A 13050-nucleotide genomic window follows, 5' to 3' on the forward strand; every position below is an offset into this window, starting at 1 on the left:
AAACCGGATGAAAATAATACTGATGATGTTAATCCTCCTGCCACTGAGCGTGGCGGCGCAGGAACTGTATAAGTTCCCCGCGGATGCAGATACCCGTTGGATCAGCTTCGAGAACCGCTCCGGCGCCAAAGGGAGGGCAGGAATAGAAAACAAAGGCGCCAAAGGACATGCATGCGATACACTGAAAGCAGGTGGGAGTGTAACCTTACTGGATTACGCCGGCGCCGGAATCATTAACAGGATATGGCTCACCACTTCCCATAAACCGGAAGCGCTGCGGTCCATTCATATCGATATGTATTGGGAAGGTGCGTCCAAACCCGCGGTATCCGTGCCTTTGGGCGATTTCTTCGGCATCGGGCTGGCACGTAGAACGCCGTTCCAGTGCGCCCTGTTTTCCGATCCCGAAGGACGGTCATTTAACAGCTATATCCCTATGCCTTTTAATAAACATGCAAGGATAGTGCTGGTGAATGAATCAAAGGAAACGCACCTGTTGTTTTATGATGTGAATATCACCGCGCTGAAAAAGCCGCAAAAAGACCTGCTGTATTTTCATGCTTACTGGAGCAGTAATCAACAAACCAAACTGGGAGAGGATTTTGAAATACTGCCTGCCATCAAAGGGAAGGGCCGTTACCTGGGCAGCAATATGAGCGTAATAGCGGATACTGTGTATGGCAACACCTGGTTTGGTGAAGGCGAGGTGAAAATGTACCTGGATGATGATACGCAGTACCCTACACTGGCGGGCACCGGCACAGAGGATTACATAGGCACCGGCTGGGGACAGGGTGTGTTTGCGCACCTGTACCAGGGCTGTCCTATTGCAGATGCGGCAAAAAAACAATTCGCTTTTTACCGTTATCATATTCCGGATCCGGTTTATTTCCATAGTGGTTGCCGCGTGGTGATACAACAAATGGGTGGTGGCGGGAGAGACCAGCTGCGGGAAATTGTAAAAGCCGGTGCGCGTTTAAAAGTGGTAACCGTTACTACACCGGCCACCCTGGTTAAAATCCTGGAAGAACCTGGCTACCCGGATCTCTTCGATGAAAAATTCCCCAACGGCTGGGTTAATTTTTACCGGTTGGATAATTATTCCGCCACTGCTTATTTCTATCTCGATAAACCGGAAAATAACCTGCCGGCGCTGGCGCCGTTGAAGGAACGTTTGGCGGGTATACTGTCACCAACAGGTAAATGAATGTTATGAACTGGAACCAACTGGATCTGTGGATAGTCATCAGTTATTTATTGCTCATGCTGGGAATGTCTTTGTGGCACCGGCGTTTCTCGGGCTCCAACCTGGAAAACTTTTTCCTTGGCGGCCGGAAAATACCCGGCTGGTTGAATGGAATTTCCTACACGGCTGCCCTGGTAAGCCCGGATGCTGCTACAGGTTATGGCGGCCTCGCCGTGGTAACGGGCGCTTTTATTTCCTGGTGGTACCTGAGCAGGTTTGGACTCGCCTTGTTTTTTGGCGGCGTATTGTTTGCTGTTTTCTGGCGACGGCTAAACCTCTTCACCACGCTGGAGTTTTATGATCTTCGTTTTCCCCCGCGTGCGGCAGCAGCCATGCGCTTATGGATAGCCATCCGGACTTCTATGATAGCCATGCCGGCCTGGACAGGCATCACTTTACTGGCGGCGTATAAAATTATGGGTCCTGCATTCGGGCTTACAAAGGCAGAAACACTTTACCTGGTAGTGCCCATCTCTTTCCTGTTTGTTTTCTTTTCAGGATACAAGGGAGTAGTGATTTCCAACCTGATCCAGATGGTGATATTTTTTGCAGGCACGCTTACACTGGCCGCGCTCACATTGGCGCATTTCGGCGGCGCTGCCGCTATGACGGCCGCGCTGGGTCATGCTTTCAATGGCACACATCCGGAAGTATTACAACTCATGCCACCAGGTGAACATCCCGTATTCCCACTGGCCGCCGCAATGGCCTGGATGGTGGGGCAAAGCATTGGTTACGGCGGCGATGCGGCGCCAATGGGCGGCGCAATGGAAGGACAACGGATCCTGTCTACCCGCACACCGGCTGAAGCGCTCACCATGTACGTGGTAACTGCCATCAGCATGTTCCTGCTGCTGCTGCTGGTTACGCTTCCCAGTATATCCGCTGCCGTTATATGGCCCGAACTGCGCGTGGAAGGCGCCGACCGGGAACTGGTATATGGAAAACTCATGAAAACAATGCTCCCTGCCGGCGCTATGGGATTGCTGGTAGCTGCGATGATGGCCGCCACCATGTCTACCGTTGGCGATAATCTCAACTTTGGGAGCCAGGTGCTGGTAAGTGATATTTACCGCCGCTGGTTTGTAAAAAAGGCCAGCGAAAAACATTACATGCTCATCGGAAAAATTGGAATGGCGTTGATCCTGTCGTTGGCAGTGGCAGTAGTATTCAACGTGAGCATTATCACTGATGTGGCCATTTTTATGTTGCAACTCAGTGCGGCGGAACTGCCGGCTAACTGGGCACAATGGTGGTGGTGGCGTTTCAACGGGGCAGCGCGTATCGCTGCATCCTTCGGTGGCGCTGCTATTTTTTGCATAGTGGTATTGGGGCCTAAACTATTAATGTACCTGCACGTTCCCTGGGCGCCGCAACTGGTGCTGCCGTGGTGGTGGCAAACATTGGTAGTGATGGCGCTTACCACCGCGCTGTGGGTTACAGTTGCGTTGATGACACCACCTGATCCGGCCGAACTGCTGCATTCATTTTATGAACGCGCACGTCCACTGGGTTGGTGGAAGCAACACAGCGGCAATATGATACAACCTATTGTGCGCGGAATGGGTATTGCCGTAATTGGTTTTGGGGCTACAGCCATGCTGATCACAGGGTTAACACAGGCATGGTTTGCACGTTACTGGCCATGTGCCTGGCTGTTGTCTGGTTCGCTGGTGTTATTTTTTGTTTTTAGAAAGATGGCCAACAGGTACCTGTCGTGGCTGGCCGCCAGGGCAACGGTGAGCAGGGCTGTACTGGAGCAGCAATCCTTCGAATCTTTATCTCAAAAAGTATAAAAAAATAATTATGTCTGTAAGAAAAGAAGTCAGGACAAAAGAAGAACACGTACTATACCTGGGCGATTGGGTATTTCACCTGGGGCCCACGTTTATAGAAACGCCGTTTGGCACAGAAACAAAAGATGCAGATCTGCATTTCTATGGCGAGCGCTTAACAGCAGCACTGGAACATGTGGCGGATGTTACCACGCTTGCCAACTGGGAGCTGTACCGCCTTGCGCCGGGTAAGCTGGAAGCGTTCCTGGAGGAATCTGTAAGTCTTATTATCAGCGATGTGGAGGCAAAATGTTTCCATCTTTACCCCAGCTTTTTCGACCGCTCCCGGCGGGAAAATAAAGTGGTTACATTCCCCGACAGGCTTAGCCTTATTAAAGAATGGATCAATGATGGCGGCGGACTGATGATGCTCGGCGGATGGTTGTCGTTCAGCGGTGTGCAGGGCAAATCAGGGTGGGGCAGGTGTACACTAACGGATGCGTTGCCCGTGAAATGCCTCGTTACTGAAGACCTGGTAGAGTCCTCCGCTGGATTTACTGCAGAAGTATTGGCGCCTGATCATCCCGCGGTGAAAGGCTTGCCATGGCATGCGTTCCCGCCCATATTTGGTTACAATGAAGTAAGTGCTGTTGGCACCGGGGAAGTGCTGGTGCGTGTAAAAGAAACCGGTCACCCGCTGGTGGTAGCCGGCAGCTATGGAAAAGGCAGGGTGTTGACCTACATGTCTGATCCCGCTCCGCACTGGGGAATCAACTTTGAATTATGGGAAGGATATGATGCCTTCTGGCAGCAATCATTGCAATGGGTAAAGAAACAAAACAGGTAATTGATGAACCGTTCCATTTTACGCGCAGGAACAGCCGTAGCTGATATCACCCCGCCGCTGGAAGCCGGATTGCTTACCTCTTCAGTAGAAGGGCGTTACGATCCGTTTACGGCGGTGCGGTTGCCGCTGAAAGCCAGGGTGCTGGCGCTTACCACCACAACCACTACCGTCGCACTGGTATCGCTTGACCTGTTAGGGTTAAGCGATACCGCTACCGGCGGGTGGAAAGTATTCAAGCAGGGGTTGTCGGATGAAATATTGCCGGAGCACATTATTATAACGTGCACGCATACACACAATGCACCGGAATCGGTAGCCTTATCGCAATTGTATTTAACACCGGTATATCGTACATGGTTACACGAAGTACAGCAGCAAATACGTAGTGCTATTCATACAGCGCTGAAAGAGGCGCGCGCAGGTACCATCAGCATCAGCAGCGGTGTGCTGGAAGGATACTCGCTGCAACGCCGCATACCCACGCCGCAGGGCATCGTGATGTCCGATTCCATGCAGCCCGTTACACCAGAACTGATGCGCCGCGAACCGGCTGACCGCCGCGTGCATACGCTCCGGTTTACCGGGGCGAACGGGATCATCGCAACAGTGGTGCATGCGGTTTGTCACCCGGTGCATGAAATGTGCCTGCCGCATGTATCGCCCGATTTCCCGGGGGAGCTCTGCAACGCGCTGGAAGCCACCGGCAATAACGGCATGGTGATGTTTATCAATGGCGCCGCCGGTGATATCAATCCGCCTACGGTATCCGGAGGGCCCGCCACTGCAAGGCAACATGGCGCCGCACTGGCCGCAGTGGCGCAACAGGATACCTACAGCGAATCGCTGCAAGGCAATAGGCTGCTGTTCGCACATGATGAAATCACTTTTGGAATACGTGCCGCTGCCGTCATCAACAAAGAAGATGCGCACGCCAGGGTAAATGTGATCGCAATCGGGGAGCTGGCCATCGTCTTTCTCCCGGGTGAACCATTTACCACTACCGCATTGGAAATAGAAAGCGCGTCTCCATTTACGCATACACTCGTCGCGGCATATGCCGAAAATACCATCGGCTATATTCCGGATATAAAAGGATTCGCCGAAGGAGGATATGAAGCCGGGCCCGGTAAGTGGTCATTCCTGGAAACCGGGGCCGCTGCTATGTTACAGGCTACCGCCCTCCGCCTGCTGAACCAGTTAAAAAACAACACATGAAAAAGAAAATACTGCTGAGTGCCCTGGTATGCCTGTTGTACAGCTGCATACAGGTATATGCGAAAGATAAAACGCTGTTGTTCTGCGGCAGCAATAAAAACGGTCTCTATTTCCTTTTAACACAGGAAGGATATAAACTGAAACAGTTCAGCACTCCCGCTGCTGCCATTACTGCTGCCACCGATGGCGCGGCGGTATTCATCGTATCAGACACTTACCCCGCAATTGATCCGGAAAAGCGTATTACGGAAGCGTTGCTGGCGGCCGCCAAACAAAAACACCTGCAGCTATATGTTGAATATCCCGCTGCATTCCCGGGTCTCGATATTCCTGCAAAACCGCTGGAAACGAGGCTGGAACGCGGCGTGGTAACTACCGGCGATTTCGGTGCGCCGTTACAGCCCATGAGCATACTGGGTATCCATAACTGTTATATCCTGCCGGTGAGTGCCAATGATCCGTTGATTGTACTGGCTAAAGTAGTGGGGTTCGATAAAGCAGAATATGGCCTGGACAGCACCAAATCATATCCGCTGCTGTTTAAACAGGACGGCGCTTTTATTGCCACCACTGCATTGAGTAACTTTGAGCGCGGACGATACGGTCCCGCGGCTTCCATAAAACAGGTGTGGACGTATATCCTTGCCCGTATGACCGGCAACCCGCACCTCGTTATAAAGCACTGGCCCATGGATGTAAAACCCATGTATGGCCGCAACGCGACACTGCCCGGCAACGCAAGGCTCAACGCCATCCGGAAGGGAACCGCCTGGTTCTTTCATGGCCGCTTCTTTGTGCATCCGGCCTGGCAAAAAGAATGGGAAGAATACAACTCCCGCGAAATGCCAACAGGCCCGCCAATAAGTGCCGATAAGCCCGATGGCGACGGCTCGCTCGGCATCATGGAGGGACATACCTCCACCATCAATTACGACGGTACCCAGCAATACCGCTACTGGATGCGCGCAGATGTACAGGGAGAAGTAAGCATGGCCCTTTCTGCCGCAGGCAGGTTGCTGAATATTAAAAGCTATCAGCAGAACGCCGTAAATCTTATTAACTATACGTTGAAAACCTCCAATATGAGGGCCGGCCCAAAACGGGATCCCAACAGTCCCGCCTACGGCCTTATAGGCTGGGCAACGCCTAACCCCACAACTTTTTACGGAGATGATAATTCAAGGGCCATCCTCGGTATTATTGGCGCTTCCGCTTACATGAATACCAACCAGTGGGACCAGGAGATGGCTGCCGCCATACTGGCTAATTTCAGAACCACGGGCAAAGATGGCTTCCGCGGCGAACGGCTGGAAGAAAAAGATATCATTAAAAACGGCTGGCAGTTTTACAGCAACCGTTCCTTCGTACATCCGTCCCCGCATTTTGAATCGTGGATGTGGGCACTGTACCTGTGGCTTTATAACAAAACGAAGTACGAACCGCTGCTGACCAAAACAAAAAATGCGATCCGGGTAACCATGGAAAGTTATCCCGGCAACTGGCGCTGGGGCAGCAGCATGCAAACACAACGCGCACGCATGATCCTTCCTTTAGCCTGGCTGGTAAGAGTGGAGGACACGCCGGAACACCGGCAGTGGCTCGACAAAATGGTGACCGAAATTATGAAGTACCAGGATGAAAGCGGTGCTATCAGGGAAGAACTGGGCGTAAAAGGGAAAGGAATGTTCAACCCGCTGAACACCAATTCTGCCTATGGTTCCGACGAAGGCTCCCTCATTTTTAAAAACGGGGAAAAAGTGTCGTGTCAGTTATACACCTGCAATTTTGCACTGTTTAGTTTGAATGAAGCCGCGCGCGCAACAGGCAATAAAAAGTACCAGGAAGCCGCCGGTAAATTGTCGGCCTATCTTACCCGCATACAGGTACAAAGCAATAAACATAAAGATCTCGACGGCGCCTGGTTCCGTGCATTCGACTACGGGCGGTGGGACTACTGGGCCTCCAATTCAGATGCAGGCTGGGGCGCCTGGTGCACGCTGAGCGGCTGGATACAAAGCTGGATCATCACCTCACAAATCCTGATAGAACAACAGCAGAGCTACTGGGAAGTAACACAAAAGTCAGCGATCAGCGAACCCGCAAAATCATTGATCAATACCATGCTTAAATAGTTGTATGAAGATGAAAATATCTTTGCTGTTGTGGTGCCTCACCGGTTGTGCATTATCCTGCCGGGCAAACATCCGTTTGCCGAAGGTGCTCAGCAGCAACATGGTGCTGCAGCAGCAAAGCCAGGTAAAGTTATGGGGATGGGCCGATCCGGGGGAACACATCTCCATTACCACCTCATGGGATCAGCAGATATACAACGTCACCACAGCCGGCGATGCCAGCTGGGCAGCTACTATTACCACGCCGGCAGCAGGCGGCCCTTTTACCATTACGCTGAAAGGAAATAATACCATCACGCTGCAAAATATCCTGTTGGGTGAAGTATGGGTATGTTCCGGGCAAAGTAATATGGAAATGTGCGGAAACTGGGGACTGAAAGACATCAAAGCCATTCAGCCGGCTGCTGATAACAACAACATCCGGTTCTTTAAAATTGCCAAAGCAACCGCCGCACATCCACAGGATCACCTGACCGCCCAATGGGTTGCGTGCGACAGCGCCGCACTGAATACTTTCAGCGCTGTCGGCTATTTCTTTGGGAGGAAATTAAATGAACAGCTAAAGGTGCCCATCGGGCTTATAGATGCCAGCTGGGGCGGTACCGCTGCAGAAGTATGGACACCAGACAGCATTGTAAGCAACAACCCGGTGTTAAAAGAGGCAGCTACGCATATATTGCCCAACGGCATGTGTCCGCATTTGCCGGGTGTGGCCTGGAACGCCATGCTGGCGCCGGTTACACGCTATGCCATTGCCGGCGTTATCTGGTACCAGGGAGAAAATAATACCGGCACCGCCGCCACTTACCACCTTTTATTTACGGCTATGATAGATGCATGGAGGCAGGCATGGCGTCAGTTGCTGCCTTTTTATTTTGTGCAGATAGCCCCGTTTAATTACCGCGAAAAAAATACCGGCGCACTGCTCAGGGAAGCGCAACAACAAAGCATGCAACATCCTAATACCGGCATGGTCGTCACCACCGATATTACCGGCAACGTATACGATGTACATCCGGCTAATAAGCATGATGTAGGCTACCGGCTGGCCGACTGGGCGCTGGGGGAAACTTATCACCGCCAGGGATTTAGCTACAAAAATCCGTTGTTTAAAGAGATGATGATAAGGAAAGATAAAGTGATCATCTCCTTTGAAAATGCGCAACAGGGACTATCAGTAAGAGGCGATAGCCTGACGGAGTTATTTATTGCAGGAAACGACCGGCAGTTTTACCCCGCCCGGGCTACTGTGAAAGAAAACACACTGATGGTATGGAACAATAAAGTGAAACAACCCGTGGCCGTGCGCTACGCTTTCAGTAACACCGCTATCGGTAACCTGTTCAGTAAAAACGGTCTGCCCGTAGCGCCTTTCCGCACCGATCACTGGGAGGTGCCAACAAAATAAATTTATCCGCATGAAACATTTTGTCTTTTTATTACTCATGATATCATTCACTGGTTTACAGGCGCAGGACCTCGCCGGTCTCACACTCATCAAAGAGCATGTAACCACAAAACGGATCAGCAGTTACGACAAGGCCGGTGGTCCGAACGACAACCTGCAACACATTGAAAACGGCGGTAAAAGGACCCTTGTGGATATCAAAGGCGCCGGCATTATTAATCATATCTGGATCACGATGTGGCCCGCCCCGGATAAACTGAGCCGCAACGATGTGATCATCCGCATGTATTGGGACGGGAAACCATATCCTTCCGTGATATCGCCCATCGGTCCCTTTTTCGGACAAGGCTGGAACGAATCTTACCCTTTTACATCATTGCCACTGGCCGCTGCACCAATGGATGGTACCAGCCTGGTGAGCTATTTTGCAATGCCTTTTTCCAACGGGGCAAGAATAGAAATAGAGAACCAGTCGGGCACGGAAATACAACCTTTTTATTTTTGCGTGGACTATGTGGAAATGCCCAAACTGCCCGCCAATACCGGCCGCTTTCATGCCTGGTACAATAAACAGCTCATGGGATCGCAGGATAGCATAGAAAACGAGCATTGGATCTTTGGCCCCGAAGGGCAAAATACCGATGGCCGCAATAATTATGTAATAGCAGATATCAAAGGCGAAGGGCATTTCGTCGGCGTAAATTACTATGTGCAATCGCCCACACCTTTATGGTATGGAGAAGGGGATGATATGATTTTTATAGATGGAGAAACAATACCGTCCCTCAATGGTACCGGTACGGAAGATTATTTTAATACCGCCTGGGGCCCCAAAGTATTATATATGCACCCGTATTTCGGGTATGCAAGGGTGAACAACGATATCGGTACACTTGGCCGCACGCATCTTTATCGCTTTCACATCACCGATCCTATCTATTTTAATAAGTCGCTGAAGTTTACCATCGAACATGGTCATAATAACGAGATGACACTCGATCTTGCCAGTGTAGCCTATTGGTACACAAAGGAAGCGTTGCCGGTACCGGACATCCCGGATGCCAAAGCCCGAAAGCCCATGCCCGCGATCAACTCATACGATATCCACCGCTGGCGCAATGAGTGGCGGAAAAACAGGGGCAAGGATCCGAAGTTATGGAACTAACTATTTCATCATCATACATCTCACTAAATGAAAAATATATCCTGGTTATTACTGCTGCTTTTTAGTATGTCTTGTACGGGCAAAGCAAAAGACTCCACCGTGGCGCCGCCACCGGCGCCCGCGGATACCACCTTCTCCAATCCGCTGCTGGATGGCGGCGCGGATCCCTGGGTGTATAAAAACGGCAATGCTTATTACTTCCTTTGTACCAATGGCGGAAATATTACCATCCGTAAAACCGCCGCCATGTCGGAATTGAGAAATGCCATTCCCAAAGTGGTATGGACGCCTCCTGCCACCGGCGCTAATTCAAAAAATATCTGGGCGCCGGAACTGCATCGCCTGCAAGGCAAATGGTACCTGTATTATACAGCCGGCGCTACATCCGACCTGGCTACGCAGCGTTTGTTTGTACTGGAAAATGAGGCCGCGGAACCATTGGAGGGTGTTTGGAAAGACAAGGGAAAAATAGGCGATCCGCAGGCCGATTTTTTTTCTATCGATGGTACGGTGCTGACTTACAACAACAAAAATTATTTTATCTGGAGCGGCCAGATCTCCGGGAAAGATATCACCCAACGCATTTACATCGCCGAAATGGAAAATCCCTGGACCCTCAAAACAGGCAGGGTACAGATTTCCATGCCGGATTATGACTGGGAAAAACACGGTTCACCGGTAAATGAAGGCCCGGAAATACTGAAAGGCCCTGATGGACAGATCATACTGATCTACTCTGCCAGCAGTTGCGGCACAGATGACTATGCACTCGGTATGCTGCGCCTGAAGAAAGACGGTGATCCGCTCAATCCTGCACACTGGACCAAAGCCGGCCAGCCGGTGTTCACGAAGAGCGTTATCAACACCGTATTTGGTCCCGGTCACAATGGCTTCTTCAAATCGAAAGACGGAAAAGAAGACTGGATCATTTATCATGCAAATCCTCATGCCGGCCAGGGCTGCGGCGGCGCACGGAGTCCGCGTATCCAGCCGTTTACCTGGCGCGCCGATGGCACTCCCGATTTTGGGGAAGCCCTTAATCCTTATTATAAACTCAAAAAGCCCTCAGGGGAATAATACTATGGCTGTTTTTTTAAAAGAAGGGAAGAGCGAAGCGGCATTAAAAGCTACCGATGCCCGGGTAAAGGAAACGGTAGAGAAAATGATCAGTGAGATAGAACAGCACGGCGACGCTGCCGTGGTGAAGTATTCCGCTTCCCTGGATCGCTGGTCGCCACCTGCTTTCCTGTTATCGGCAGAAGCTATCCGGGAGATTATAGCACGCACACCGGACCAGGTGATCCGCGATATCCAGTTTGCGCAACAGCAGATCCGTTTTTTTGCGGAGCAGCAACGCGCTTCCATCCTTGATATCGAAATAGAAACACTGCCGGGCATCTTCCTGGGGCATAAAAATATCCCGGTCAACAGCGTAGGGTGTTATATTCCCGGTGGGAGATACCCGATGGTGGCCTCTTCGCACATGAGTATCCTCACCGCAAAAGTAGCCGGCGTAAAACGGGTCATCGCCTGCACACCACCGATCAACGGCCAGGTGCCGGAAGCCACTGTTTGTGCCATGCACCTTGCAGGAGCCGATGAAATCTACATTTTAGGCGGCGTGCCTGCACTGTGCGCCATGGCAATAGGCACCGGGTCCATCACCCCGGTGGACATGATTGTAGGGCCGGGAAATGCCTATGTAGCAGAAGCCAAACGGCAACTCTATGGTAGGGTAGGCATCGACCTGTTTGCCGGTCCTACGGAAGTACTGGTGATTGCAGATGAAACCGCCGATGCGGAAATGGTGGCCTGCGACTTATTAGGGCAGGCAGAACATGGCCCCACCTCTCCGGGTGTGCTCATCACCACTTCTGAACAGCTGGCCCGTGAAACCCTGGTGGAGATAGAAAGACAGCTCACCTTTCTTTCCACTGCAGACATCGCCAGGGTGGCCTGGGAAAATAATGGTGCCGTGATATTGGTAAAAGACGAAGCAGAAGCCATCGCCGTAGCAGACGAACTGGCCAGTGAACATGTGGAAGTGCTCACCCGCAACCCCGGTGTATTCCTTGAAAAAATGACCAACTACGGCGCCTTGTTCCTTGGTCCTGAAACCAATGTAGCTTACGGCGACAAAGTGATTGGTACCAATCATACACTGCCTACCCGTAAAGCGGCAAAGTATACCGGCGGACTATGGGTAGGTAAGTTCCTGAAGAATTGTACCTATCAGCGTTGCACGCCGGAAGCCAGCGCTATGATTGGTGAATATGCCATGCGGCTGTGTGAACTGGAAGGATTTGCAGGACATAAAGCACAGGCTGCCCTGCGCGTAAAGCGTTATGGAAAAAACTAGCCCGTTTTGGCCTGCACGTATACCTTCTGGTATTGCAGCGGCGTTTTGTGTGTGAGCAGTTTGAACTGCCGGTTGAAATTGGAGAGGTTGTTGAATCCACAGGTATAGCCTACCTGCGACATAGGCAGGTTGTTTTCTATCAACAGTTTACAGGCATAGCCAATGCGTACTTCCATTAAAAACTGCCAGTACGTTTTCAGTGTCCTGGATTTGAAATACCGGCAAAAGGAATTAGGGCTTACGTTGGCCGCCGCAGCCACTTCTTTGAGGGTGATTTTGTTACGGAAGTTATTGAAGGTATAATGATAGATCTTGTTGATGTTATCGGTGTTGATGATGTTGTAGGAACTGGCAAAACCAATGCTCGACAGCAGGGTACAGTCTTTTGAACCGGCGATGGTGTCCAGTATGTTGAGCAGGGAGGTGATCCTTTGTACCTGCCCGGCTTTGAGGATGTTCTCCATTTCCCGGCTGATCAGTTCACGGGTAACGCCATGAATCCGGATGCCGTGCCTGGCTTTTGCAAGCAGTTCTTTTATTGCTGTCAGTTCCGGCAGGTCAAGGAAACCGGCGCCCCAGAAGTGGTCCCCGAAATGTATGGCAATGGCTTCTATCTGCAACCCGGGTTGATCCTGGAAGTAAATGGCATCGCTCCGCCACATGTGCGGAAGTTCACTGCCCAGCAGCACCAGGTCGCCATCTTCAAATCTTTCCATACTGTCGCCCACCAGCCGCATACCGCTGCCCTTGCGGATCAGCGTAAGTTCAATTTCCGGGTGGTAATGCCAGTGATTATAAAGGTAAGGGTAGATGTCTTCCCGGATGCTGAACGAATAGTTATGGCCGGTGTCAACCTTACGCAGAATCGGTTTCATACAACGGAATTATATAATGAAGCTAATA

Annotated in this window: 10 protein-coding genes; 9 read left to right on the forward strand and 1 reads right to left on the reverse strand. The window is 51.2% G+C overall.

Features of this window, described 5'->3' with window-relative positions:
- Positions 1–7: 7 nt before the first annotated feature.
- Genes ACLHR0_RS20890 through hisD form a run of 9 tightly spaced genes read left to right on the forward strand, consistent with a single transcriptional unit; the run spans position 8 to position 12147 of the window.
- Positions 8–1207, forward strand: coding sequence for a glycoside hydrolase family 172 protein (locus tag ACLHR0_RS20890; RefSeq protein ID WP_436489214.1), 1200 nt, complete (start codon positions 8–10; stop codon positions 1205–1207).
- Between the two features lie 5 nt (positions 1208–1212).
- The gene (locus ACLHR0_RS20895) at positions 1213–3042 is read left to right on the forward strand and encodes a sodium:solute symporter family transporter (protein ID WP_436489216.1); all 1830 of its coding nucleotides are present in this window, start codon (positions 1213–1215) and stop codon (positions 3040–3042) included.
- A gap of 10 nt (positions 3043–3052) precedes the next feature.
- Positions 3053–3868, forward strand: a complete 816-nt coding sequence (locus ACLHR0_RS20900) for a glutamine amidotransferase (protein ID WP_436489218.1) — start codon at positions 3053–3055, stop codon at positions 3866–3868.
- 3 nt (positions 3869–3871) lie between these two features.
- Positions 3872–5083: a hypothetical protein gene (locus ACLHR0_RS20905; protein WP_436489220.1), complete on the forward strand. Its 1212-nt coding sequence runs from the start codon at positions 3872–3874 to the stop codon at positions 5081–5083.
- Complete coding sequence (locus ACLHR0_RS20910) at positions 5080–7215, forward strand: hypothetical protein (protein WP_436489222.1); 2136 nt, start codon at positions 5080–5082, stop codon at positions 7213–7215. Before ACLHR0_RS20905 ends, ACLHR0_RS20910 begins: the two co-directional genes overlap by 4 nt.
- Positions 7216–7219: 4 nt before the next feature.
- Positions 7220–8623 carry a sialate O-acetylesterase gene (locus ACLHR0_RS20915; RefSeq protein WP_436489224.1) on the forward strand — a complete coding sequence of 468 codons (1404 nt, stop codon included), beginning with the start codon at positions 7220–7222 and terminating at the stop codon, positions 8621–8623.
- Between the two features lie 10 nt (positions 8624–8633).
- On the forward strand, positions 8634–9788 hold the full coding sequence (locus ACLHR0_RS20920; RefSeq protein ID WP_436489226.1) for a glycoside hydrolase family 172 protein: 1155 nt from the start codon (positions 8634–8636) through the stop codon (positions 9786–9788).
- Between the two features lie 27 nt (positions 9789–9815).
- A complete protein-coding gene (locus ACLHR0_RS20925; RefSeq protein ID WP_436489228.1) occupies positions 9816–10865 on the forward strand; it encodes a glycoside hydrolase family 43 protein in 1050 nt (349 codons plus the stop codon).
- Between the two features lie 4 nt (positions 10866–10869).
- Entirely contained in the window at positions 10870–12147 is a 1278-nt protein-coding gene (gene hisD / locus ACLHR0_RS20930) for a histidinol dehydrogenase (RefSeq protein ID WP_436489230.1), read from the forward strand.
- Here hisD and ACLHR0_RS20935 read toward each other — a convergent pair.
- Positions 12144–13022, reverse strand: coding sequence for an AraC family transcriptional regulator (locus ACLHR0_RS20935; RefSeq protein WP_370907676.1), 879 nt, complete (start codon positions 13020–13022; stop codon positions 12144–12146). The two genes, hisD and ACLHR0_RS20935, sit on opposite strands and share 4 nt — an antisense overlap.
- Between the last annotated feature and the right edge of the window lie 28 nt (positions 13023–13050).

The sequence above is a fragment of the Chitinophaga sp. ARDCPP14 genome, assembly GCF_051362515.1.
In the GTDB taxonomy this organism is placed as follows: Bacteria; Bacteroidota; Bacteroidia; order Chitinophagales; family Chitinophagaceae; genus Chitinophaga.

Excerpts from the sequence above, each read along its gene's own strand:
- ACLHR0_RS20900 (WP_436489218.1), top strand. The coding sequence starts at position 3,053 with ATGTCTGTAAGAAAAGAAGTCAGGACAAAAGAAGAACACGTACTATAC.
- ACLHR0_RS20935 (WP_370907676.1), bottom strand. The coding sequence starts at position 13,022 with ATGAAACCGATTCTGCGTAAGGTTGACACCGGCCATAACTATTCGTTC.
- hisD (WP_436489230.1), top strand. The coding sequence starts at position 10,870 with ATGGCTGTTTTTTTAAAAGAAGGGAAGAGCGAAGCGGCATTAAAAGCT.
- ACLHR0_RS20890 (WP_436489214.1), top strand. The coding sequence starts at position 8 with ATGAAAATAATACTGATGATGTTAATCCTCCTGCCACTGAGCGTGGCG.
- ACLHR0_RS20920 (WP_436489226.1), top strand. The coding sequence starts at position 8,634 with ATGAAACATTTTGTCTTTTTATTACTCATGATATCATTCACTGGTTTA.
- ACLHR0_RS20915 (WP_436489224.1), top strand. The coding sequence starts at position 7,220 with ATGAAGATGAAAATATCTTTGCTGTTGTGGTGCCTCACCGGTTGTGCA.
- ACLHR0_RS20925 (WP_436489228.1), top strand. The coding sequence starts at position 9,816 with ATGAAAAATATATCCTGGTTATTACTGCTGCTTTTTAGTATGTCTTGT.
- ACLHR0_RS20905 (WP_436489220.1), top strand. The coding sequence starts at position 3,872 with ATGAACCGTTCCATTTTACGCGCAGGAACAGCCGTAGCTGATATCACC.
- ACLHR0_RS20910 (WP_436489222.1), top strand. The coding sequence starts at position 5,080 with ATGAAAAAGAAAATACTGCTGAGTGCCCTGGTATGCCTGTTGTACAGC.
- ACLHR0_RS20895 (WP_436489216.1), top strand. The coding sequence starts at position 1,213 with ATGAACTGGAACCAACTGGATCTGTGGATAGTCATCAGTTATTTATTG.